Origin of the sequence: Methylophaga sp. UBA2689 (assembly GCA_002354555.1) — a bacterium.
Taxonomy (GTDB): Bacteria; Pseudomonadota; Gammaproteobacteria; order Nitrosococcales; family Methylophagaceae; genus Methylophaga.
This window is the reverse complement of the sequence record DELT01000015.1, coordinates 30,922-53,983: the sequence shown is the minus strand read 5'-3', so window position 1 is coordinate 53,983 and position 23,062 is coordinate 30,922. Positions and strand designations below refer to the sequence as shown.

Annotated in this window: 22 protein-coding genes; 8 read left to right on the top strand and 14 right to left on the bottom strand. The window is 45.9% G+C overall.

What is annotated here, in order from left to right:
* Positions 1–45: 45 nt before the first annotated feature.
* From B3M51_RS01505 to B3M51_RS01495, 3 genes are all read left to right on the top strand, one after another.
* Positions 46–1,944, top strand: coding sequence for a methyl-accepting chemotaxis protein (locus B3M51_RS01505; protein ID WP_292756344.1), 1,899 nt, complete (start codon positions 46–48; stop codon positions 1,942–1,944).
* Positions 1,945–1,974: 30 nt separating this feature from the next.
* The gene (locus B3M51_RS01500; protein ID WP_292756342.1) at positions 1,975–3,855 is read left to right on the top strand and encodes a PhoX family protein; all 1,881 of its coding nucleotides are present in this window, start codon (positions 1,975–1,977) and stop codon (positions 3,853–3,855) included.
* Positions 3,856–4,174: 319 nt separating this feature from the next.
* Positions 4,175–5,194, top strand: coding sequence for a sodium:calcium antiporter (locus tag B3M51_RS01495; RefSeq protein WP_292479403.1), 1,020 nt, complete (start codon positions 4,175–4,177; stop codon positions 5,192–5,194).
* A gap of 361 nt (positions 5,195–5,555) precedes the next feature.
* On the opposite strand, the gene B3M51_RS01490 is transcribed toward B3M51_RS01495, so the two are convergent.
* The 7 genes from B3M51_RS01490 to orn all read right to left on the bottom strand — a co-directional run bounded on the left by B3M51_RS01490 (position 5,556) and on the right by orn (position 11,131).
* Positions 5,556–6,953 (bottom strand): cryptochrome/photolyase family protein, encoded by a 1,398-nt coding sequence (locus B3M51_RS01490; RefSeq protein WP_292756340.1) that lies wholly within the window; start codon positions 6,951–6,953, stop codon positions 5,556–5,558.
* 9 nt (positions 6,954–6,962) lie between these two features.
* Entirely contained in the window at positions 6,963–8,495 is a 1,533-nt protein-coding gene (locus B3M51_RS01485; RefSeq protein WP_292756338.1) for a cryptochrome/photolyase family protein, read from the bottom strand.
* A complete protein-coding gene (locus tag B3M51_RS01480; RefSeq protein ID WP_292756336.1) occupies positions 8,488–8,901 on the bottom strand; it encodes a DUF3429 domain-containing protein in 414 nt (137 codons plus the stop codon). The genes B3M51_RS01485 and B3M51_RS01480 overlap by 8 nt, the downstream gene beginning before the upstream one ends.
* On the bottom strand, positions 8,898–9,200 hold the full coding sequence (locus B3M51_RS01475; RefSeq protein ID WP_292756334.1) for a hypothetical protein: 303 nt from the start codon (positions 9,198–9,200) through the stop codon (positions 8,898–8,900). Before B3M51_RS01475 ends, B3M51_RS01480 begins: the two co-directional genes overlap by 4 nt.
* Before the next feature lie 131 nt (positions 9,201–9,331).
* Positions 9,332–10,345 carry an exonuclease domain-containing protein gene (locus B3M51_RS01470; protein WP_292756332.1) on the bottom strand — a complete coding sequence of 338 codons (1,014 nt, stop codon included), beginning with the start codon at positions 10,343–10,345 and terminating at the stop codon, positions 9,332–9,334.
* Entirely contained in the window at positions 10,342–10,494 is a 153-nt protein-coding gene (locus B3M51_RS01465) for a DUF2256 domain-containing protein (RefSeq protein WP_292479398.1), read from the bottom strand. The genes B3M51_RS01470 and B3M51_RS01465 overlap by 4 nt, the downstream gene beginning before the upstream one ends.
* A gap of 85 nt (positions 10,495–10,579) precedes the next feature.
* Positions 10,580–11,131, bottom strand: a complete 552-nt coding sequence (gene orn / locus B3M51_RS01460; protein ID WP_292756330.1) for an oligoribonuclease — start codon at positions 11,129–11,131, stop codon at positions 10,580–10,582.
* 109 nt (positions 11,132–11,240) lie between these two features.
* Here orn and B3M51_RS01455 point away from each other — a divergent pair, with 109 nt between their 5' ends.
* Together B3M51_RS01455 and B3M51_RS01450 are read left to right on the top strand one after the other, a co-directional pair.
* Positions 11,241–12,488, top strand: a complete 1,248-nt coding sequence (locus B3M51_RS01455; RefSeq protein WP_292479396.1) for a M48 family metallopeptidase — start codon at positions 11,241–11,243, stop codon at positions 12,486–12,488.
* A 3-nt stretch (positions 12,489–12,491) separates the two neighbouring features.
* Complete coding sequence (locus B3M51_RS01450) at positions 12,492–12,767, top strand: cytochrome c (protein ID WP_292756328.1); 276 nt, start codon at positions 12,492–12,494, stop codon at positions 12,765–12,767.
* Here the strand turns inward: B3M51_RS01450 and B3M51_RS01445 are convergent, their stop codons facing one another.
* From B3M51_RS01445 to trxB, 4 genes are read right to left on the bottom strand one after another with little or no spacing between them, the layout of a single operon-like run.
* Positions 12,768–13,805, bottom strand: a complete 1,038-nt coding sequence (locus B3M51_RS01445) for a GGDEF domain-containing protein (protein ID WP_292756326.1) — start codon at positions 13,803–13,805, stop codon at positions 12,768–12,770.
* 26 nt (positions 13,806–13,831) lie between these two features.
* The gene (locus B3M51_RS01440; RefSeq protein ID WP_292756324.1) at positions 13,832–15,085 is read right to left on the bottom strand and encodes an MFS transporter; all 1,254 of its coding nucleotides are present in this window, start codon (positions 15,083–15,085) and stop codon (positions 13,832–13,834) included.
* 7 nt (positions 15,086–15,092) lie between these two features.
* A complete protein-coding gene (locus B3M51_RS01435) occupies positions 15,093–15,539 on the bottom strand; it encodes a universal stress protein (protein WP_292756322.1) in 447 nt (148 codons plus the stop codon).
* A 54-nt stretch (positions 15,540–15,593) separates the two neighbouring features.
* Positions 15,594–16,532, bottom strand: a complete 939-nt coding sequence (gene trxB, locus B3M51_RS01430) for a thioredoxin-disulfide reductase (RefSeq protein ID WP_292479392.1) — start codon at positions 16,530–16,532, stop codon at positions 15,594–15,596.
* Positions 16,533–16,666: 134 nt separating this feature from the next.
* Here trxB and B3M51_RS01425 point away from each other — a divergent pair, with 134 nt between their 5' ends.
* Genes B3M51_RS01425 through B3M51_RS01415 form a run of 3 tightly spaced genes read left to right on the top strand, consistent with a single transcriptional unit; the run spans position 16,667 to position 20,979 of the window.
* Entirely contained in the window at positions 16,667–18,964 is a 2,298-nt protein-coding gene (locus tag B3M51_RS01425; protein WP_292756320.1) for a DNA translocase FtsK, read from the top strand.
* Between the two features lie 60 nt (positions 18,965–19,024).
* On the top strand, positions 19,025–19,657 hold the full coding sequence (gene lolA / locus B3M51_RS01420) for an outer membrane lipoprotein chaperone LolA (protein ID WP_292756318.1): 633 nt from the start codon (positions 19,025–19,027) through the stop codon (positions 19,655–19,657).
* Positions 19,657–20,979 (top strand): replication-associated recombination protein A, encoded by a 1,323-nt coding sequence (locus tag B3M51_RS01415; RefSeq protein WP_292756316.1) that lies wholly within the window; start codon positions 19,657–19,659, stop codon positions 20,977–20,979. Before lolA ends, B3M51_RS01415 begins: the two co-directional genes overlap by 1 nt.
* Positions 20,980–20,984: 5 nt before the next feature.
* Here B3M51_RS01415 and B3M51_RS01410 read toward each other — a convergent pair whose 3' ends face one another.
* The 3 genes from B3M51_RS01410 to B3M51_RS01400 all read right to left on the bottom strand — a co-directional run.
* Complete coding sequence (locus B3M51_RS01410; protein ID WP_292756314.1) at positions 20,985–21,740, bottom strand: class I SAM-dependent methyltransferase; 756 nt, start codon at positions 21,738–21,740, stop codon at positions 20,985–20,987.
* Positions 21,741–21,746: 6 nt separating this feature from the next.
* Positions 21,747–22,739, bottom strand: coding sequence for a beta-propeller fold lactonase family protein (locus B3M51_RS01405; RefSeq protein WP_292756312.1), 993 nt, complete (start codon positions 22,737–22,739; stop codon positions 21,747–21,749).
* Positions 22,739–23,062: SRPBCC family protein (locus B3M51_RS01400; protein ID WP_292756310.1), on the bottom strand; the 324-nt coding region annotated here is incomplete at its 5' end. The genes B3M51_RS01405 and B3M51_RS01400, both read right to left, overlap by 1 nt.

The window sequence follows — 23,062 nt, the reverse complement described above, 5'->3', positions numbered from 1 at the left end:
GCAGGTGTGAGATTAAGTGGGGTATCAAGATGGCTGGCAATATTTATGGCTGCTGGATTAATGATTGGCGTGCTGGCGGGTATATGGGGCTGGCAACAATTAGACAAGCCCTATCAGATTGCCCAGCAGTTCCAGCAATTTAAATCCCGATTTGATGTTGAAGTGCGGGTGTTGCTGGCCCGTTATCTCGCTTCTGGTGATGCCGATCTGCTTCAACAGGCTGAAACCCAGCTTGTTGAATTATCTGCCGTTGAACAGACCTGGCTCAATCAACAGGACAACCAGACGATTCAAACAGCCATTGCTGTACTTCAGGAAAAATTATTTGAAGTGCGTGAGGCTGGCAAACTGGCCGGTAATCCACAAGCGCTGCTGATTCAGAACGAGCGTGAACGAGATGGTGAGATTGGCCTTTTGATCGACTACGTTGAAAACAGTGAAGCGCAAGGACATCCCTATCAGCAATCTTTTACGGCACTACTGGCAGAATTAAGTCGTCAGCTGAATGATATTGGTCGCCTGCGGCAGCGGTATATCGAGTTGCAAACCAGCGATATTCAAACGGCGTTAGTTTCTGCGAACAATGCGTTTATCGCTAAGCTGGAACAATTAAATACCCTGCCAAAATTTGGCATTTATTCGGAAGTGAATACCGAAGCATTAATTCCCCAGGATCCGGAAGAACTAGGTCAACGTGGCATTGATTCATTATTATCACTGAGCGGGCGCTATGAAAAAGAATTAAGCAATACATTACAGTTTGATCAGCAGCTACAGCAAAAACGCGCGGCCTTAGGTGGCGAAATTTCTACATTTGCCGACACGCTGGATCATTTTCAGTTGAAAATAGAAGACATTAAACACTCCATCAGTCGGCAGGTGCAGTGGATCATGATGGGGGTCGTTAGCATTATTATCCTGACTATTTTGCTGTTCTATTTTTTACAGAAACGAATTATCCGTTTTCTGATTCAGCTGGAGCATTATTTCAGTCAGATGATTAAAGGTAACTTTCAACAGTCCCTGGTTTCGGAGTTGCCCTTTGTCGAATCGCGATCAGTTGAGCAATCGGCTCTGCAGCTGCAAAGTTATTTTGCTCAATTGATTGATAAGCTGAATCAGCAATCTCAAAATGTATTGTCTGCCAGTACAGATTTACAAACTGCATCAATGCAGGCGGTTAAGGTCAATCAACAACAGATTGCCGCCACCGAGGAAGTTTCGGCTGCGGTTACCGAGCTATCGTATTCCTTTAAAGAGGTTGCCCAAAGTGCCTCAAATGCAGCTGAATCGACAGAACAGGCTACACAGGCAACTGAGCAGGCCAGTCAACAATTAACCACTGCTGCCAATGCCAGTCATCAACTCGCTGAGGATTTGTTAGCATTTGAAAGCACGATGAATAAACTGGAACAACGTGGCAAGGATATCAGTCAGGTGCTGGTGGTGATTCAAAGCGTGGCTGAGCAAACTAATCTATTGGCCTTGAATGCGGCAATTGAGGCAGCAAGAGCCGGTGAGCATGGCAGAGGATTCAGTGTGGTAGCCGATGAAGTTCGACAACTGGCGACCCGTACCAAACAATCAACAGAAGAAATCCAGGCCATTATTGTCGATCTGTTGAATAGTAGCGATGAAGCCGCTGCAACGGTTCGGACCCAAAGTCAGTTTGCGGAACAATGTGCTGAACAAGGTTTTAAAGCTAAAACAGCGATGACTCCGGTAATAAAGGCGGTGCAGAATATTCATCAAGTCAATGCTTCCATCGCCACAGCCACTCAGCAACAGACGGCCGTAGTGGACGATATCGCCAGAAGTACCGAGCAGATTAAACAACGCTCCGATACCGTGAATCAGCAAATCACGGGAATTGAACAGGCTGGGCAAAGTCTCAATCAAGTCAGCCAGAATCTGAATATACTGGTGGGGCAGCTAAAACACTAAACCGAGTCGTAATTTGTAGTTGGAATTTTTATGAACAACCATTTTGAGCCACTCCTGCAAAAGCAGTTGAGTCGACGTTCAGTGCTGCAATTCAGTTTAGGTGCAATGCTGGCATCAGCCATGCCATTATCTTCTGCGGCTACGATGCTTCACAATCATGCTCAATTACTTGGCTTTACGCCGATTCCGGCCGCTGATTTACTGGATGAAGTAATGGTACCGGAGGGCTATCGGGCTGAAGTGTTTTACCGTTGGGGTGATCCTATTTCGGATGGCCCGGCATTTAATATGGATGCCAGCAACAGTGCCGCTGATCAAATGCAACAAGCAGGTATGCACCATGATGCCTTGCAGTATTTTCCGCTGCCTAAAGGTTCAGATAACAATGATCATGGCCTGCTGGTAATGAATCATGAATATCTGGATCTGGATGTCATTCATACCGATGGCAGCCATACCCATTCACCGGAAACCTATACTGCCGATAAAGTTACCAAAGAGCAAAATGCTCACGGTGTGTCATTGATTGAAGTCAGGCAGGAAAATGGTGAGTGGCAAATTGTCCGGCCATCGACCTATGCCCGCCGGTTAACGGCTAACACACCAATGCAGATCAGCGGCCCGGCAGCAGGACATGCGTTGCTGAGAACCCAAACCGATCCTGAAGGCAAAAATGTATTGGGTACATTAAACAACTGCGCCAATGGTAAAACACCCTGGGGCACGTATCTGACCTGCGAAGAGAATTTTCATTATTACTTTGTAGCTGATCCCAACCAGCCAAGAGATGCTGATACAGAACGCCGTTGGCAGCGTTACAAATTAGGTTTCAGCTATTATGGCTGGCAGCAGTTCGATAAGCGTTTTGAGCTGGATAAAGAGCCTAATGAAGCCAATCGCTTTGGCTGGGTGGTTGAGTTTGATCCATATGATCCGCAAAGCATCCCAGTAAAACGTACAGCTCTCGGCCGCTTTGCACATGAAAATGTGGCTCATAAAGCCGGTAAGGATGGCCGGTTGGCATTTTATTCGGGTGATGATTCCAAATTTGAATACATCTATAAATTCATTACCCGCGATGCATGGGATGGCACCCTTGGGGCACAGCATGGACGTCTGTTGGATGAAGGCATTCTATATGTTGCCCGCTTTGAAGAGGATGGCAGCGCCCGTTGGTTGCCGCTGGTGTTTGGCGAGAATGGCTTAACTGCTGAAAATGGTTTTGTCGATCAAGCTGATGTGTTGATTCATGCCCGTGCAGCAGCAGATATAGTGGGCGCCACCAAAATGGATCGCCCTGAATGGATTACCGTGCATCCACACACCGATGATGTGTTTGTTTCGCTAACCAATAACAGCGATCGGGGTAGTGAAGACAAACCAAGCAAAGATGCAGCTAATCCGCGTAACCACAATCTTTTTGGTCATATCATTAAATTCAGCGAAGCTGATGCCACTTCCACTGAGTTTAGTTGGCAGGTATTTGTTTTGGGCGGCGAAGGAGAGGGTGAACAGTTCGCCAATCCCGATGGTTTATATATCGATGACCGCGGTGTGTTATGGATTCAGACCGATGTCAGTTCCAGTGTAATGAATGATGGGCGGTTTAAAGAATTCGGCAATAACCAGATGCTGGCAGCCGATCCTGCGACTGGCGAAATCCGCCGTTTTCTCACCGGTCCCGTTGGTTGTGAAGTCACTGGCGTAATCATGACACCCGATATGAAAACCATGTGGGTGAATATTCAGCATCCAGGTGAAATGTTAGATGTTCTGCAAAGACGTGGCATTAATAAGTCGCCCCAAAATCCTAACGCGGCAAGTAACTGGCCCGATCATTACCCAAATGGCCGTCCCCGTTCTGCAACGGTGCTTATTACTAAAGATGATGGTGGTGTGATTGGGACTTGATAATTGGTAATTAACCACAGAGACACAGAGGGCATAGAGATTAATAAATAATGTAGGTCGGGTTAATGAAACGTAATCCGACACAAAAAAAATGATTGTTGGGCTTCGTGCCTCAGCGCCAACCTACGAATTTTTTATATTAACAACTTTGCTTCTCAATTAATCTGCGTAATCTGCGGATTAATATCTATTAAACCTCTGTGCCCTCTGTGCCTCTGTGGTTATATTTAAAAAATCTGCGGATCAAATCATGGTAGTTTTGGCTGAGAATAAGTTTTGATTAATATTTCAGGCAATTCATAGCCATTTGAGGCCCTAAATGTTTTCATCCTTGACGTTCAACATGATCGCTTTTGGCATCGCTGCTCTGGTCATCATTCTCGCTGGCAGTCGGTTGGCAAAATTGGCAGATGAACTGGCTGATCGGACTGGCATGGGGGAAGCACTGTTTGGAGTATTGCTGCTGGCGGGAGTAACTTCGTTACCCGATTTTGCCGCGACTTTAAGTGCCGCAATGGATTCACGGCCTGATTTAGCCATGAGTAATGTTATGGGTAGCATGGCAGTGAATCTGGTATTTCTTGGCATTGCAGACATCGTTTATCGCAAAGCCAATCTGGAACATGCCGCTGCTTCCCCTGTGAACCTGATGTTGGCAGGCTTGTTGATCGTTTTACTAACCCTGCCGTTACTGGCGATCGTCACACCTTCGGTTTCCTTCTGGGGTGTGCATCCGGTTACACCGGTGATCGTCGTCGCCTATCTGTTTGGTTTGCACTTGGTTCACCAGACGCAGTCAAGACCCATGTGGTTTCCCCGATCAACCCGCCAGACAGTTCCGGATAAACCTGAAAAACAACATCATGGTAGCCTGGCGGCGACATGGCTTGGGTTTATTGCCCTGGCTTTGGTGACCTGCATCGCGGGGTGGATGGTAATGGAATCAGCCAAAGGTATTGCTGATCATACTGGCCTTTCTGACACTTTGGTGGGTGGCTTGTTTACTGCCCTGGCGACTTCCACACCCGAATTGGTGACCACTATCGCCGCGATACGTTATGGCGCGCTGACCTTGGCAGTGAGTAATATCTTCGGTACCAACTGTTTTAATATTCTCGTGGTAGCCGCAGCCGATGCGGGCTATCCGCATAATTCCATCTATCACGATATGTCACCAGTACAGATGACATGGGGGTTGGTCAGTATTTTGATGACTGCCATTCTTTTGCTGGGCATGGTGCGACGCGAGACATACGGTATTGGTCGGATTGGTTTCGAAAGTGCCTTAATTCTCTCTGTTTATGTGATCGCCTTGGGCATCATTGTTTTAAATGGCTGAGACATTCCAATGTATTAACCACAGAGGCACGGAGAGCACAGAGGTTTATATAGATATTTATCCGCAGATTTCGCCGATGGGCGCAGATTAATGGAAAGTAACTTTGATTTAACCTTGCTGCATAAACCATCATGATTGGTGAATTCAAAAAAACTTTTGTGGGTTGGCGCTTAATTAACGAAGCATAACAATCACATCTTCATATGTCCGGTTACGCTGTGTTAACTCGATCTAAATCGTTTATTAATCTCTGTGCGCTCCATGTCTCTGTGGTTAATCCAAAAAATCTGCGTCCATCTGCGTAATCTGCGGGTTAAACCTTTGGAGTTCCGTTACCAAAAGCTTTGGATTCAATTGAAAGTTAATCTTTCGGCAAGTCCTTAAAAGCCGCGATGGCATCTTTTCTGGCCTGCTTGTAATCAACGACTGGTTGTGGATAGCCGCATTGTTCGCGTAAATCTGCTGGTGGATTATGTAATTGCTTGATTGGTACATCCTTTAATTCCGGAACAAAGCGTTTGATAAATAATCCCTGTGGATCGTAGCGTTCGGATTGCAGGGTGGGGTTAAAGACCCGAAAGTATGGCGCTGAATCGACGCCGGTTGATGCACTCCATTGCCAGCCACCGTTATTCGCAGCGAATTCGCCATCAATTAATGTCTGCATAAAATACTGTTCACCACGTCGCCAGTCGAGCAACAGCAGTTTGCTCAGGAAGCTGGCGGTAATCATTCTGAGACGATTATGCATCCAGCCGGTTTGATTAAGTTGGCGCATAGCAGCATCAACAATTGGAAAGCCGGTTTTACCTTCGCACCATGCTTTGAATCCGGCTTCATCTTCGCGCCAGATAACTTTTTCGGTTTCCGGTTTGAATGCTTTACCCATGCTGAGGCGTGGAAAATACAGCAATAATTGTTTATAAAAATCCCGCCAGGCGAGTTCACGCAACCAGTCATCATGACGCCAGTCACGGTTGGCTTCACCGCAATAAAACTGAATGGTAGCCAGTAATCTTCTCGGACCTAACTGACCGTTGGCCAGATACGGTGACAGGGTGCTGGTGGCCGGTTTGCTTGGAAAATCGCGTTGGCTTTTGTAATCATCGAGCTTGATTTCACAAAAAGCTGAAACGCGTTCCAAGGCTTTTTGTTCATTGCCGGGCCATAAGTCATCACGAAACTCACCGGCCCAATCGCATTTCAAAAAGTCAGGCTTTAAGGCTTTGCCCTGTGGTTTCGGCTCAGCATACGGGGCTTGCTGAATATCTTCGAGGATTTGCAGCCAGCGACGGTAATAAGGCGTGAATACTTTAAAAGGATCATCCTGCTGGGTTTTTACTGGTATGGCGACCAGTAAATCTTCGGCGAGCAAATGTACATTTATATTGGCTTTGCTTAAGACATTATTTACCGCCTGATCACGGCGTTGTTCATCCAGCGGCGTTTCGGCCTGAAACCAGATATCACTGATATTTTGCTGCTGGCAGAATTTCAATAATTCATCGGGCACATCGGTAAAAAAATCGACTTCGAGTAAATGAAACGGTATGCCGAGCTGGGCAAGTCGATCAGCGATATCCTGTAATACCGCTGCGCGAAGCCCTAATTTTGCCGGGGACTCATCATGTTGCATCCATTGTTCAGGTGTGGCGCAAAACACTACCTGAATTGGCCCGTGTTCAGCTGCGAGTGCCAATGCCGGATGATCATCCAGTCGTAAATCATTGCGTAACCAAACCAGTTGAGTTGCTTGCATGGAGCTTCCTTACGGTAAATTTTTGAACAGGAACTCAGCACGCTGGCTGATGGCCTGTTGTTCTTCTTGAGATTTGTTGTGCCAGTTTTTGACCTGCATACCGAGACGAGGGTTTTTACTCAGCAAATCCTGATGCCGGTAGACAAAATGCCAGTACAGCGTGGTAAATGGACAGGCATTCTCGCCACTGGCTTGCTTGGGATTAAATGGACAAGACTGACAATAATTGGACATGCGATCAATATAAGCACCGCTGGCAATATAAGGTTTGGAGCCGACGATGCCGCCATCGGCGTATTGGCTCATACCCAAGGTATTAGGAATTTCCACCCAAGCAACGGCATCGACATACATTGCCAGATACCACTCGTGAATAGCCTTTGGTTTGACGCCCCATAACAACGCAAACAAGCCCGTCACCATCAGCCGTTGAATATGATGCCCGTATCCATGATCTAACACCTGTTTGACACTGTGATGCAGACAGGCCATTTCGCTTTCGGCATCCCAATAAAGCGTTGGCAGATTACGCCGTGCATTGAGTGCATTCATCTGCAACCAGTCATCGCGATAGCTCCAGTAAAGCCCCCGCACATATTCCCGCCAGCCGAGGATTTGCCGAATAAAACCTTCCACAGCATTTAATGGTGCTTCATTTTTGGCATAGGCTTTTTCAGCCGCTGCAATAACTTCTGCGGGGGAGAGTAGTTTGAGATTCAGGCAGGTCGATAAGCGTGAATGATAAAGCCAAGGTTCATCAGTCCACATCGCATCCTGATAATCGCCGAAATGTTTCAACCGGTGTTTAATGAAATCTTTTAATGCCTCTAATGCCTGCTGACGAGTGACTGGCCAGTTAAAGCTTTCAATATTACCGTAGAGATTGGGCAGAAATTTTTCAACATCCGCTATGACTTGTCTGGTGATGTTATCCGCTTCAAACAATAAAGGAGCAGGCAATTTGGATGGTCCTTTTTTGCCAAAGCTTTTGCGGTTGTCCTTATCAAAATTCCATTGACCGCCAATCGGCTGATCATTTTCCATCAGGATTTGCCGGCTTTTACGCAGTTGGCGATACCAGAATTCCATTCGCGGTTGTTTGCGATTGGCTAACCAGGCTTTGAATTCTCCTTTTTCACTGATGAAATGCTGATCGGCCAGCCATTCAATCTCGATATCAGAGTCTTTAGCGCATTGTTGTATTTCATTTATAACACGGACATCACCAGGCAATACGCAGCGGATTTTTTCAAATGAATTGTGTTTTAACGTGGCAGATAAAGCCTCTGGGAAACTGGATTTTTTATCTTTTAACGTCCAATAAATCAGCGGATATTTCTCAGTATTTAGCTTTTCAGCAAAGTGTCGCATCGCCGATAAAAATAAAACCGTGCGCTGTTTACTCGATAAATATTCTGTGGTCTCCGCCGACACTTCCGCCATCCACAGTCGATCATTTTGCTGATCAAAGCCATCGAACAATAGACTCTCTGCATCAAGTTGATCACCGAGGATCAGGTTGAGATAACGCAGCTCAGACATTTAATGTCGACAGCGCGGCCAGCCACAAAAAAAACGCAGCACCATAAGAGAGATGTCCACGCAGCTGCATCAATTCGGCAGAATAAATTTCAGCGAGATGCTGCCGTTCGTATAAGTGCAAGCCGATAAATGATAAAGCAGCCAGCCACAGCCAGTAATGTGTAGGAGATAATAGCCAACACCAGGCCCATAGCATGGTGGAAACACTGACAATCACTACGTGCCGGGGCAGCTTTTCAACGCTGCTGACATACCAGAGCAGGCCACCAAGAAAACTGAAAATTAATGCCGCATAACTGAGCAGCCAGTCGATAGCATATAAATAGCCCAGCCAGCTCATAATCGCCAATCCTAAGAAAGGCAGCAGTCCGGCATAACCTAAAATTCTATGACTTTTGGAGATCATGAAGCCTCCTCTGCAGGTAAACGTAAGGTTTCAATCAGTAACTGTTTAGGGCGGAGTTTTAATAAAAATCGTAGCTGGATTTTGTACGCATCCAAATCAAAATATTGGGGTTCAGCATATCGCTGTTGCAGCTTTTCATAAGCATCATGCTGATTTTTGATGGTCCCAAGATAAAGCCATTGATCGACTAAATGAAAGTGCGCCGCGTCGTAATCGCCATCTGCCGGCAGTTCCGTAATTACTATTGGGCCTGACCAGGGCCAGGCCTGATTCTTCATGCCGGATAACGCAGTTTGCAATCGCAGGTTGTACCGTACTGCCGGCTCTTCATTGCAGCAGGCACCCAAACATTTTTTTAATTGATAACCAAAACAGCCATTTTTAGTTTTTTCCAGGCCGCAAAGTTTCTGACACAGCTGATGTTCATTAATTAGATCGAGCAGTTTTTTTCTGCCTGTTTTTGGCTACGGAATAATCCATAACGCTGACTGATATCCGGCGGCTGATGCAAGTCAGCCATTTCAATTGTGGTACGGTGGTAACCCTTATCATCAACCGTTAAAGCGATTTGATACAGTCGTTTTGCTTTGGTCTGGCGACGGTTATAGCGCGGCGTTTTACTTTTTATTAACTGGTTTTCCAGTAGCTGAGCACCAAAATCGGAAGGGGTTTCGATAAAATCGATATGTTGCAGCTGTTGTTGCATTTCGGTGTTGCGTAGCTTGCCATTCTGTACAAAATGACTGAGCACACGTTGTTTGATATTAATGGATTTACCGATATATAACAGCGCGCCTTGATCATCAAAAAACTGATAAACACCTGGGCGTTCTGGCAGTTTATTAATTTCAGCAATATCCAGATGACTGGGCAAGCGGGTTTGTTGTGATAATTGCTTACAGGCTTGCTGGATAGTGGATTCATCAAAATCGTGTTGAGTCTGCTGGAATAACTCAAGAATGACTTGGGCATCATCCATTGCCCGATGCCGTTGATTAATGGTCAGGCCGAGCCGGGCAACAATCGCATCAATACCATGACGACGTTGTTCCGGGTATAACAAACGACTGATTTTGACCGAACACAGCGTTTTGGCAGAAAAGGTTATACCAATACGCCGAAACGATTCGCGGATAAAACCATAATCAAATCGAACATGATGGGCGACAAACACTTTGTCCGCTAGACGTTGCTGCAATTCTTCAGCAATGTCGGCAAAGGACGGTTGGTTTGCCACCATTACATCGGTAATGCCAGTAAGTTTGCTGATCCACGGTGGAATGCTGACCCCCGGATTTATCAAGGTTTGCCAGCGATCGGTTTCCACCCCATTAGTGATTTCAATCAAAGCAATCTCGGTGAGACGATCACGAATTGAATTACCGCCGGTGGTCTCACAATCAAGTAATACCATTTTTTCAGGGAACCCAAATAAGGGGGTCATAAGTAGTTGACCTGCTTACGCTGACGACGACACCGCTCTGAGCAGTAAAGCACCTGCTCCCAACACTCACGCCATTTTTTTCGCCAGCTGAACGGACGGTTGCAGACCAAACAAAATTTGGATGGTAAGTGTGGTTTGAGATGCGCCATTACGATCACAATTTAATTGAGTGTAATGATCATCCTGCGCTTGTCGTGAAATTACCGTGAATTGAAATTGTTATAAATTGTAAATTTACTCTGGCACTTTAATCATATGCTCACGATAGTGCTGCAGTTCGCGAATAGAGTCTTTGATATCGTCCATCGCCAGATGTGACGATTTTTTCTTGAAAGATTTTTCGACTTTGGGCGCCCAGCGCCGTGCAATTTCTTTGAAGCTGCTAACGTCAAGATTACGGTAATGGAAATAGGCTTCCAGTTCGGGCATCAACCGCGCCATAAAGCGGCGATCCTGACAGATACTATTGCCACACATGGGCGAAATACCAGCAGGGACGTGCTTTTTCAAAAAATCGAGGGTTTCCTGTTCGGCCTGTTCGACCGTAACAATGCTGTTACGAACGCGGTCAGCCAGCCCAGAACCACCATGCTGTTTGGTATTCCATTCATCCATACCCGCCAGAATAGCGTCAGATTGATGAATAGCAATGATCGGGCCTTCTGCCAAAATATTCAGGTCGCTGTCAGTGACAATGGTGGCAATTTCGATAATATAGTCGTTATTAGTATCGAGACCGGTCATTTCCAGGTCAATCCAGATCAGGTTATGTTTGCTTTTGGCCATGGGCTCCGTCTTTTTATTACTACAGATTTAAGTGAACTATGTTGCCATTGATTGTATCAAAGGCTAATGTACACCACACATTATACGATTCTAACTGGTTTAAAAAATTATGAACGAATTTAGCTGGATATTTTTAATTGCACTCGCCCTGATGACGGGGATTGAGATCTGGTTGTCATTGCGTCAACGTCGCCATGTGCTGGCGAATCGCGATGAAGTGCCCGCCGCATTTCGTGAGCAGATCGGTTTGGCTGCACATCAGAAAGCTGCTGATTACACTGTGGCTAAAGGTGCTCAAATGCGACGCGAAAGCTGGTTTGGTGCAATTGTCTTAATCCTGTGGACATTGGGCGGTGGTTTGGCATTATTGTCCGGAGCCTGGGAAAGTCTGGGATGGTCAGCCATGACAACTGGTGTGGTTTTGATTCTGAGTTTTCTGGTAATTGGTTCATTACTGGAATTACCGTTGTCCTGGTATCGCACTTTTGTAATGGAAGAGAAATTCGGCTTCAACCGTAATACACCTGCCTTGTTTTTAGGTGACTTTGGTAAACAGATGTTGCTGATGTTGGTTCTCGGAGCACCGATTGCCTGGGTGACCTTGTGGTTGATGAACAGCACAGGTGAATTCTGGTGGTTGTATTTATGGGCCGCCTGGATGGTTTTTGCCGTGGTGATGATGTGGGCCTATCCAGCATTTATCGCGCCGTTATTTAATAAATTTACCCCTCTGGATGATGCCAACCTGAAACAGAAGGTTGAAAATTTATTGCAGCGCTGTGGCTTTAAAAGTCAGGGTATTTATGTGATGGACGGTTCACGCCGCAGTGGTCACGGCAATGCCTATTTCACAGGCTTGGGTAATAACAAACGCATCGTATTTTTTGATACGTTGTTGAATACGTTGAATGAAGATCAGATTGAAGCCGTCCTCGCTCATGAACTGGGACATTTCCGTCGCAAGCATGTCGTCAAGAATATGCTGATGATGGCTGTGATGAGTCTGGTTGGATTGGCATTGCTAGGTTGGGCATCAACACAGACCTGGTTTTACACTGGTCTGGGTGTCGAGACACAAAATAATGCGATTGCACTGATTCTGTTTATGCTGGTGATTCCGGTATTCAGTTTCTTCCTGCATCCGTTGATGACATCGATGTCACGCAAATACGAGTTTGAAGCAGATGCCTATGCGGCATCGGTTTCCAATGCCGATGACTTGATTACCGCGTTGGTGGCTTTGTATAAAGAAAATGCCAGTACGTTAACACCGGACCCTTTGGTGTCGGCTATCTATGATTCGCATCCGCCCGCATCTTTGCGTATTGCTGCATTACAAACACGAGCGGTTGTCTGAGCTATGCGTTATTTAGTGGCTATGATTTTCCTCACTGTCAGCGCTATGGCGCTGGCACAGGGAAAACAATTACACGATAACAACTGCATGCAATGTCATGCGTCACTGACTGACGGAAAACCAAATTCGCTATACACCCGGGATAAGCGGGGTGTTAAAAGTCTGGAGGGGTTAAATAAGCGCGTCGCTAATTGTGCGATTGCCGCTGATGTTAACTGGACTAAAGAACAACAAAATCAGGTGGTAGACTATCTTAACAGCCAGTTTTACAAGTTCTGATTAACGTAACGTAATACAATTTCGGCCAGCTGCTTTTGATTCATATAAAGCAACATCCGCACGTTCAATAATATTCAATGTGGTATCCCCCGGTTGATACTGGCTCAAGCCAACCGAAACAGTCACTGTTCCAATTGTTTCAGCGCTATCTTTTTTCTTCAGGTTACTCTCAGCCAGTTGCAGACGAATATTATCTGCAATTTGCACCGCTATGTTTGATGGAGTATCAATAAAAATCAGCGCCATCTCCTCCCCACCAAAGCGGGCTGCAATATGTGGTTTATCCACACAATGTTTTTTCAGCAGACTGGCAAAGAATTGCAGGACACGATCCCCGAGTAAATGACCAAACCTGTCATTTAACTGTTTAAAGTTATCGAGATCAAACAGGGCTAATGTAAATACGTTTTTACCTTGATGGCACAACTCGGCAAGTTCTTTGTTGAGGTAGCGACGATTTAACAGACCAGTTAACCCGTCAGTTATGGCTTCCTGTTTTACGGCTTCCAATTCTGATCTGAGTTTCAGAATTTCCTGTGTGGTTTCGGCCAGCTCTTGTTTCAGATCGCTGCCAGACTGTCCAAGTCGACGAGTATTTTCCAGTATTTCTGACAACACACCTTTGATTACTGAAATATCTTCGGATTGTTCCAGTTTCGTTTGCTGAACAGCTAAATCTTCTGAAAAGTCATCAGCTGCCAGTTCAACCTTATTGATTTGATTCATCGTATTGTCGACGACCAGTCTAAGGCCATTATTAGTGGCCTCAAGCCTTTCCGGCATGCCCATTAAGACGTATTTTTCATAAAGCTGCTGAGTGATTTCCGCTGTGATTTTCTGTTTCTGTTGTAATCGACTGTCAATCGCTTTTTTTAATGCCTGATTGGTGCCAGCGACATATTCGTACCAGACGGCGTAATTTACCGGATTAACCGGGGTTTGATGCTGATTGATAAAGGGTAATGCCCGGCGCAGATTTTCAGAGGCCTGATGAAAAGGTTCAGTGTAAACGGGTGGGAATGATGATGACGTTGACACAAAAAATCCTTCTTAGTGAGTTTTTATCAGACAAATTTGCGTTTTAATTTAATGAGAATTGGGATAATCAACAGTACAGCTAACCAAGGTAAATATTGTAAAAATAATGCACTGGGTGTATCAGCTTTGGCTACCAGATATGTCAGCATTAAAAAACTGATCATCGCCAGATTCTGTACCCAGTTATTAGCAGCCAATACGCTACCCAGCTGCATGATATCAGCATGCATCTGAATTAAAGCATTAAGTGGAATAATAAACAAACCGCCAAAAAAACCAAAGCCAATTATTGCTAAAGCGAACGGTATTACAGTATTAAGGTAGGGGATTACAAACAGCATGCTGATTAATCCAATCGCTCCCACCAAAATAACAGGGAAATGAATTTGTTGACGACAGAGTTTTCCGGCCAGAAGAGAACCACTGATAATGCCCAGGCCTGAGCAGGCTAATAATCCCTGAATGACAATCGTATTGTCTTCATTCAGCACAATTTTGGCAAAAGCTGGAAAGACTGCCAGCATGGTTTGGGATAACGCCCAGAATAATGATAATCCCAATATTGAAAACCAGATTATCGGATTGGTAGTCACCAGTTTTACATTGGTTTTTAGTTGTTTACCTTGCGTATAGGCTTCCCAGTTAAAACGTCGCTCTGCCTGGCTGGGAAGCAATATTGGCAGACGCCATGCCAGCCATAATTCTAATAATGACAATCCCACCAAACACCATCCCAGTGGGGCAATCAGCCGAATAATATCGGCTTCATTTTGATATTTCTGACCGCTTAACATGCTTTCAAACAAGATGGTGAAGACAAATATCCCACTTAGTATTGCCACGATGGTAGTGGCTTGCAGAAAACCATTGGCAGGGGCAAGTTCAGTTTTACCGGCCAGCTCACGGATATAGCCATATTTGGCGGGAGAGTAGATCGCACTTTGTGCTGCTAAAACAAAGGTTAGCGCAAAGGCAAAAATAAACCAGCCTTGATAATAGGAGAGTGTTATGAACAAGGTAACAATGACGGCAGAAAAAGCCGACCAGCGCATAATACCGGGTTTGGCAAATCGATCTGAAAGATAACCAGCCGGAGTAAACAATAAAATAAAGGGTAATAAAATTAAAGCATTAACAATAGCAGTCAGGCCGACTTGCGCCGCATCATCATAAATTTTGAAGATGGTGTTTTGCACAATAATTTTGTGGCCAAGGTCGACCATAGCGTTGATAAACGCCACAGCAAGAAACGGTCCTAAAGAGGACAGGCGTATAGTCATCTGTGGCTTAACTTTCGTCCTTTAACCTGACCGCTAAAACGTCACATCCAGCATGATGCAGTACAGCATTGGCGGTGGAACCCAGTAGCATTTTAATGCCTTTACGACCGTGAGAGCCCACGACGATCAAATCAACATTATTTTCCTCGGCAATACGCACAATGTCGCGACCTGGACTGCCAAATTCAATCCATTGATTATTCGGTTCAATATCAAACTTTTGCCCTAAAGCGGTCAGTTGTTTTTTGCCTGCATCGAGTAAAGCTTCGCGCATATCGGCATCAACACTAATCATTGGCTCATAAGCAAAATCTGTAAGCGGGAAATCCTCTACGATATGACATAAACTCAAACGAGTATTGTTGGCAGCTGCCAGTGCTTTGGCTCGATGAATCACCATATCCGTATGGTTGGAAAAATCCGCTGCAATCAAAATATGTTGATAAAGTGCCATGGGTCTTTCTCCTAGGGATATACAAGGCAGGGGATGCCCCTGCCTGAATAGTTTTTATTTTTCACTTTCCAGAAAACGTTCAGCATCCAGCGCCGCCATACATCCGGCTCCGGCTGAGGTAATTGCCTGACGGTAAATAGGATCCGACACATCACCTGCGGCAAATACCCCAGGAATACTGGTCTGGGTACCTTTCTTGAGGATAATGTAGTCGTGCTGCATTTCCAGCTGACCTTTAAACATTGACGTGTTAGGTTGATGGCCGATGGCAATAAACACACCCTGAACAGCAAATTCCTGAGTATTATCGGTTTCTGTGCTCTTGACCCGAATACCAGTGACACCAGCATCATCCCCAAGTACTTCATCCAGAGTATGATTCCAGAGAATTTCCACATTACCGGTTTCGGCTTTTTTCAGTAACTGATTACTGAGAATTTTTTCACTGCGGAAGCTATCACGGCGATGAATTACGGTGACTTTGGAAGCGATATTAGATAAATACAATGCTTCTTCCACTGCTGTGTTACCACCACCGATGACGGCAACAGGTTGATTTTTATAGAAGAAACCATCGCAGGTGGCACATGCTGAAACACCGCGCCCTTTAAAGGCTTCTTCAGAATCCATACCCAGATATTTTGCAGACGCACCGGTAGCAATGATCAAGGCATCCGCTGTGTATTCGCCAGCATCGCCGGTTAATTTGAATGGGCGCTGAGTTAAATCCGCAGTATGGATATGATCAAAGATAATATCGGTACCAAAACGTTCTGCATGTTTTTGCATACGCTGCATTAATTCCGGGCCTTGCACACCATCGGCATCACCAGGCCAGTTATCGACATCGGTGGTGGTGGTTAACTGACCACCTTGTTCAATACCAGTAATTAAAACGGGTTCTAAAGCAGCACGAGCAGCATAAACCGCGGCCGTATAGCCCGCCGGACCAGAGCCTAAAATCAATAGTCGGCAGTGTTTGCTGTCCGCCATAAGAGTGTCTCCCAGTATCGAATAAAAAACGAATCGATTAGAGTACCCATTGCTTTGCTTTTGGACAAGCATCAGCTGTTAAAACCTGTGTTAGAATTTGCGCTTAATCAATTGGCTTCATTGGAATTATCACATTGGCACAAGCGACAAAGGCAAACGACAAAAATAAACCGGATGCCACCGCTGGCGCAGTCGGATTCAGACTTCGGGAAGCTGCACTGATTCTGGCGCTGGCACTGGCGGCTTATTTACTTCTGTCTTTATTAACCTACGAACCGACGGATCCGGGGTGGTCAACTACCGGTACTGATGATCTGATCGCGAACAGGGGCGGTATTGTCGGAGCCTGGTTGGCAGATGCTTTGCTGTACGGTTTTGGTTTCCCAGCTTATCTTGCGCCATTTATGGTGGGCTTCAGTGGCTGGCTTTTATTCAGTTGGGGCAAACGTGCCGATGGCGACGATGCGTTACATTTCTGGGTATTGAAATCAGTTGGATTAGTGATGGCCTTGGCTGCAGCCAGTGGCTTGTCTTCCTTGAGTTTAATGGACTACGCCGATTTGTTGCCATTAGGGGCTGGTGGGGTGCTGGGCGAAGTGGTCGGCCATGGTTTTGAGTCGGTTTTTGGTGCATCCGGAACCAGTCTATTGCTTTTGGCGCTGCTATTGACCGGGGTAACGTTGTTTACCGGTTTATCCTGGCTGATGGTTATTGATCGTCTAGGTGCGATGGCCATGGTGGTGTTAATTCATGTGGCTCGCTGGAGTCGTGAACTAAAAGAAAATTTGCAGGTTAGACGCACCCGTCAACAACGCGAAGAAACGTTTATTGCCCAGAAAGAAAAAATGCAGCACAAGGCCAAAGTCCGAGTTGAGCCAAAGTTGCAGGTACAAGAGCCCAGCAAGCGCGAAGAAAAAGAACGTCAGCAACCCTTATTCGAGGACGCACCAGGCATGCCGACGCTGTCGTTGCTGGATCTGCCAAAAGCTGTCACAGCTGGTTACAGTGAAGATGTATTACAGGCGTTATCGCGGCTGGTGGAGTTGAAGTTAAAAGACTTTGGCGTGGAAGTGCAGGTGGTAGAGGTTCAGCCTGGCCCGGTAGTCACCCGCTTTGAATTACAGCCTGCAGCCGGTATCAAGGTCAGCCGCATCAGTGGTCTGGCAAAAGACCTGGCCAGAGCCTTATCAATCACCAGTGTGCGGATTGTTGAGATTATTCCGGGTAAACCCTATGTCGGGTTGGAAATTCCTAACGAAATCCGTGAAGTGGTTCGGTTACGCGAAATTCTGGCTTGTAGTGATTATGAAAACAGTAAATCCCCGTTGGTTATGGCCTTGGGGAAAGATATTGCCGGTCGGCCTGTGGTGGCAAATCTTGAAAAAATGCCGCATTTACTGGTTGCGGGTACAACGGGTTCAGGTAAGTCTGTCGCAGTAAACGCCATGATTTTAAGTCTGCTATATAAAGCCACCCCGAAAGAGGTCCGGCTGATTATGGTGGATCCAAAAATGCTGGAATTATCGATTTATGAAGATATTCCACATTTATTGACGCCGGTGGTTACCGATATGAAAGAAGCTGCCAATGCGTTGCGTTGGTGTGTTGCTGAAATGGAACGACGTTATCCATTGATGGCGGCGTTGGGCGTGCGAAATATCGCGGGGTTTAATAAAAAAGTACAGGATGCGATTGATAGTGGTGAACCGATTCCGGATCCAATGGCTGAAGTGTTGCCCGGGGAACCGATACCAACACTAGAGACTTTGCCATTTATCGTGGTGATTATCGACGAACTGGCCGATATGATGATGGTGGTTGGCAAACAGGTTGAAGAACTGATTGCTCGACTGGCCCAAAAAGCACGGGCTGCCGGTATTCATTTGATTCTGGCAACCCAAAGACCCTCGGTCGATGTCATTACCGGTTTGATTAAAGCCAATATACCCACACGAATGGCTTTTCAGGTATCGTCGCGAATTGATTCACGCACTATCCTTGATCAGATGGGTGCGGAGCAGCTGTTAGGGCAGGGCGATATGTTGTATCTGCCTCCAGGCAGTGGATTACCTGAGCGTGTGCATGGTGCCTTTGTCGATGATCATGAAGTGCATGCAGTGGTGAATTTCCTTAAAACCCAGGGCGGCCCAAATTATCTGGAAGAAATTACCCAGGATAATGCTGATGATGATAACGAGGGTGGCAGCGGAATCGGTGATGCCAGTGATGGGGAATCTGATCCACTCTATGATCAAGCAGTGCAGATTGTGACTGAAAGCCGTCGCGCGTCTGTTTCCGGAGTACAGCGTCGTCTGAAAATCGGCTATAACCGCGCGGCCCGCATTGTAGAAGCGATGGAAGCTGCAGGTGTGGTTTCAGCAATGCAAACCAATGGTAGTCGTGAAGTATTAGCACCCCCTCCTCGTAATTAATGCAATTAGTTAGTAACAGTTGATGTCTTAGTTGTTCCTGAAATGATTTGGAGTAAAGAAATGATAAAACGCTGTGCAACACAGTGGTTGATGCTTGGGTGCTTAGTTTTGCCATCAATGGCATTTGCAGAATCGGCTGTTGATAGGCTCAATGCGTTTGTTCAGGAGGTCTCACAGTTGGAAGCTGACTTCCAGCAAACCGTGATTGATACTGATGGTCAGGTCGTAGAAGAAGCAACCGGGCAGTTTCTGTTATCCAGACCTGGTAAATTCCGTTGGGATTATGAAACACCTTTCCCACAACAAATCGTGGCTGATGGCGAGCGTATCTGGTTTTACGATGTCGATTTGGAACAAATCACTGTCAAGTTACAGGATGAAGCCTTGGCGGAAACGCCGGCAGGTTTATTATCAGGTAATACCCTGCCTGAAGCGGAATACGATATTCAGGAACTGGAATCGGAAGACGATCTGCAATGGGTTCGACTGGTGCCAAAAGCAGATGATAACAATTACCAGACCGTCGCTTTGGCTTTTGATGAAAAGGGGATTCGTGAAATGCTGATGGTAGATAGTTTTGATCAACGTACCCGTCTGGTGTTTAAAAATCTGCAGATTAATCCTGATTTACCAGCATCAAGATTCGAATTTAAAGCGCCACCGGGTGTTGATGTGGTGGGCGACGTTCCCTAATGAGTCTGTTTGATAATCTGCATCCACAGGTCGGCCGCCCATTGGCTGATCGGATGCGGCCGCAGTCGCTTGAAGAATATATCGGCCAGCAACATTTACTGGCTGAGGGGAAGCCCTTAAGACAAGCCATCGCCACAGGCCAGCCGCATTCAATGATCTTCTGGGGCCCTCCCGGAACCGGTAAGACAACGCTGGCACGATTGATTGCCGGTTACTGTGATGCGGAATTTATCAGTATTTCGGCGGTATTGGCCGGGGTTAAAGAAGTTCGTGAAGCCGTCGCCAGAGCCAAACAGCTTCAACAGGAACGTGGTCGACGGACTATGTTGTTTGTCGATGAAGTACATCGGTTTAACAAGTCACAGCAGGATGCTTTTCTTCCCTATGTAGAAGACGGCACCTTTACCTTTATCGGTGCCACCACTGAAAACCCCTCATTTGAATTAAATAACGCATTGTTATCACGGGCACGCGTCTATGTGCTCAAGTCGCTGGAAATTAATGATTTAAAACTGATCATTGAGCGGGCTATGCAGGATGGTATACGTGGACTTGCTGGCCGTGATATCGCTATGAGCGATAAGTTACGTGAACAGTTGGCGCAAGCAGCCGATGGTGATGGCCGAAGGGTGCTGAACCTGTTGGAAATTGCTATTGATTTAGCAGACAGTAAACAGCAAACCGAAGTCGATGAGACAGATCTGGCCGAAGTGTTATCGGGCACTTTAAGACGATTTGATAAGGGGGGAGAAGCGTTTTACGATCAGATATCGGCATTACATAAATCGGTCCGCGGCTCTTCACCTGACGGAGCATTGTATTGGTTGTGCCGGATGCTGGATGGCGGTTGCGACCCGGTTTATCTGATGCGGCGTATTGTGCGGATGGCGGTTGAAGATATCGGTAATGCTGATCCGCGTGGCTTGCGTATTGCGCTGGATGCCTGGGAAAGTTTTGATAAACTGGGGCGTCCCGAAGGCGAATTGGCGATTGCTCAAGCAGTGGTCTATCTCGCCAGTGCGCCCAAAAGCAATGCTGTGTATACCGCTTTTAAAGCAGCGATGCAGGACGCCAAAAACTTTGGTTCAGCCGAAGTGCCTTTGCATTTGCGTAATGCACCGACCAAACTGATGAAAGAACTCGATTACGGCAAGGAATACCGTTACGCCCATGATGAGCCCGATGCGTATGCGGCGGGGGAAAACTATTTCCCGGAAACCATGCCTCAGCGACACTATTATCAGCCAGTGAATCGTGGTCTGGAAATCAAAATTGCCGAAAAACTGGCGCATTTAAGAGAACTGGATAAACAACGACGCTAATTCAATCAACCAGTATAAATATCGTAACGGGTATTTTTACTTTCAATGCTGACGTGTGGTTTTTGATCGGCGAAAAACTCAGCACCTTTAGGTCGTTTAACAGTTACCCGTTTTAACGCAACGTTACGTGCAATATTGAGTAAGTCGGCACTATTACTATCGGGGCCGACCAGCTGATGTAAAAGCTGCATTTCCTTTTTGACCAGAGCTGATTTTTCTCGTGTTGGATACATCGGATCCAGATAAACCACATCCGGTCTTTCAGCTTCGCTAAGGCTGGCTAAATACGTCGTAGCATTACCCTGGTGTAACTGCATGCGCGAGATAATTTGTGCCGTCTCTGCATCAGTTTGTGCTCGTTGCATCGCATCGGCCAATAGGGCAGCTACAAGTGGTTGCTGTTCAATCATTGTCACCTGACAACCAAGACTGGCAAATACAAAAGCATCTCTGCCAAAACCGGCAGTGGCATCAATGATGCTTGGATTAGCACCTTTTTTAAGGCCTACAGCTTTCGCCAGTGGCTGACCCCGACCCCCACCAAATTGACGTCGGTGCTGATTTTTACCGCTAACAAAATCGATAAAAACCGGGCCCCCCAGCTGGGGATAACGAATTTCCAGCCGGGTAGGGGTTAAAATCAGCTGGGCTTGTTCTGCATCAGGCAACTTCAATTTAAGATTAAGCTGCTCGGCCAGTAATACTGCCCTATCGCTCAAAGTGGCGTCGGTTACAGCCAGAGAAGTTATCTGAATTGTCACAGCAAATTATTGACTGATAATAAAATCACCAAAAGCACGGCTGCCTTTTCCGGTTTTAACATCAGTGATACGTTTACCCGTAGTAGTATCAATGATGGATACACTGTCACTACCCCAGTTGGAAACGTAGAGATGTTTACCATTGGCCGTTATATCAATACCTTCCGGGCTGTCTTCTACATCAATGGTATTAATACTCTTCTGTGTAGCTATATCTATCACCGATACGCTGTTTTCATCCTGATTGGTCACATAAAGAAACTTGCCATCAGGACTAGCCACCGCACAGTAGGGCCATTCACCAACCGCAATAGTGGCCGCTGCAGTCAAGTTATCAGTATCTATCATCGTCACACTGTTATCCTGAACATTAACGCTGAAAAGCCGTTGACCATCCGCCGTTAATGCAAGGCCAAACGGTGATTTACCAACCTTTATGGTTTCCAGCACCTGTTCAGTAATGGTGTCAATGATGCTGACAGTATTGTCATCACGGTTAGCAACATATAATCGGTTACGTGATTCATCGAGGATAATACCTGCAGGTGATTTCCCTACGTCGATACGATGCCGGATTTGTTGTTGATCGACGTCGACGATACTGATTTTATGTTCGTACCAGTCAGCAACATAAGCAATGCTGCCATCATGATTAGTGGCAATACCTACCGGTCCCTGACCGACTGCAATCTGGCTGATTTCAGACAATTTACGCGCATCAATAACAGAAATATTCTGACTATCAGGATTTGTAATCAGTACCCGATTTCCGTCCTGACTTAATGCCACTCCTGCCGGCGCCTTGCCAGCCTTAATCGTGCTGACTACTTGTTGTTCATTTATATCGATCACCGTTATGTCATCACTCAGCTGGTTAGTGATAAAGGCATAGTCAGTGGTCTCTGAACAGGCGCTTAACGAAGTCGTTATAAACATAAAAAAAGCGACCCGGTTAAGGGCCGCTTTCAGAAAAGCATTTTGGTCTTTCGAAAAAAGCATTATTTTTCCATAATGTTTTTCAGGTTTTCCAAACCGCTTTTATATACAGCAGTTACTGCTTCAACCGCTTCAGAATCAGACTGACCTTCTGGTACGGGTGGGTTATCCATGAAAGAACGATAAAACTTCCCACGCCATCTGACTTCTGTACCACCATCTACTTCATTTACATATATCCATGATTTGTAGGTAGAAACGGGCAAGGTGTAATAAGGTGTATCTTTACTGTTAAACGTAATGGTTTTAACGACGCTCATATCAGTGATCTTGTAAATCAAGGTCATTTTTTCGTCGTTAATTTTATCCAGCTCTTCGGTAATAGT

Bases quoted from the DNA above. Each gene is read 5' to 3' on its own strand.
- B3M51_RS01505 (WP_292756344.1), top strand. From the start codon at position 46: ATGGCTGCTGGATTAATGATTGGCGTGCTGGCGGGTATATGGGGCTGG.
- B3M51_RS01500 (WP_292756342.1), top strand. From the start codon at position 1,975: ATGAACAACCATTTTGAGCCACTCCTGCAAAAGCAGTTGAGTCGACGT.
- B3M51_RS01495 (WP_292479403.1), top strand. From the start codon at position 4,175: ATGTTTTCATCCTTGACGTTCAACATGATCGCTTTTGGCATCGCTGCT.
- B3M51_RS01490 (WP_292756340.1), bottom strand. From the start codon at position 6,953: ATGCAAGCAACTCAACTGGTTTGGTTACGCAATGATTTACGACTGGAT.
- B3M51_RS01485 (WP_292756338.1), bottom strand. From the start codon at position 8,495: ATGTCTGAGCTGCGTTATCTCAACCTGATCCTCGGTGATCAACTTGAT.
- B3M51_RS01480 (WP_292756336.1), bottom strand. From the start codon at position 8,901: ATGATCTCCAAAAGTCATAGAATTTTAGGTTATGCCGGACTGCTGCCT.
- B3M51_RS01470 (WP_292756332.1), bottom strand. From the start codon at position 10,345: ATGACCCCCTTATTTGGGTTCCCTGAAAAAATGGTATTACTTGATTGT.
- B3M51_RS01465 (WP_292479398.1), bottom strand. From the start codon at position 10,494: ATGGCGCATCTCAAACCACACTTACCATCCAAATTTTGTTTGGTCTGC.
- orn (WP_292756330.1), bottom strand. From the start codon at position 11,131: ATGGCCAAAAGCAAACATAACCTGATCTGGATTGACCTGGAAATGACC.
- B3M51_RS01455 (WP_292479396.1), top strand. From the start codon at position 11,241: ATGAACGAATTTAGCTGGATATTTTTAATTGCACTCGCCCTGATGACG.
- B3M51_RS01450 (WP_292756328.1), top strand. From the start codon at position 12,492: ATGCGTTATTTAGTGGCTATGATTTTCCTCACTGTCAGCGCTATGGCG.
- B3M51_RS01440 (WP_292756324.1), bottom strand. From the start codon at position 15,085: ATGACTATACGCCTGTCCTCTTTAGGACCGTTTCTTGCTGTGGCGTTT.
- B3M51_RS01435 (WP_292756322.1), bottom strand. From the start codon at position 15,539: ATGGCACTTTATCAACATATTTTGATTGCAGCGGATTTTTCCAACCAT.
- trxB (WP_292479392.1), bottom strand. From the start codon at position 16,532: ATGGCGGACAGCAAACACTGCCGACTATTGATTTTAGGCTCTGGTCCG.
- lolA (WP_292756318.1), top strand. From the start codon at position 19,025: ATGATAAAACGCTGTGCAACACAGTGGTTGATGCTTGGGTGCTTAGTT.
- B3M51_RS01415 (WP_292756316.1), top strand. From the start codon at position 19,657: ATGAGTCTGTTTGATAATCTGCATCCACAGGTCGGCCGCCCATTGGCT.
- B3M51_RS01405 (WP_292756312.1), bottom strand. From the start codon at position 22,739: ATGCTTTTTTCGAAAGACCAAAATGCTTTTCTGAAAGCGGCCCTTAAC.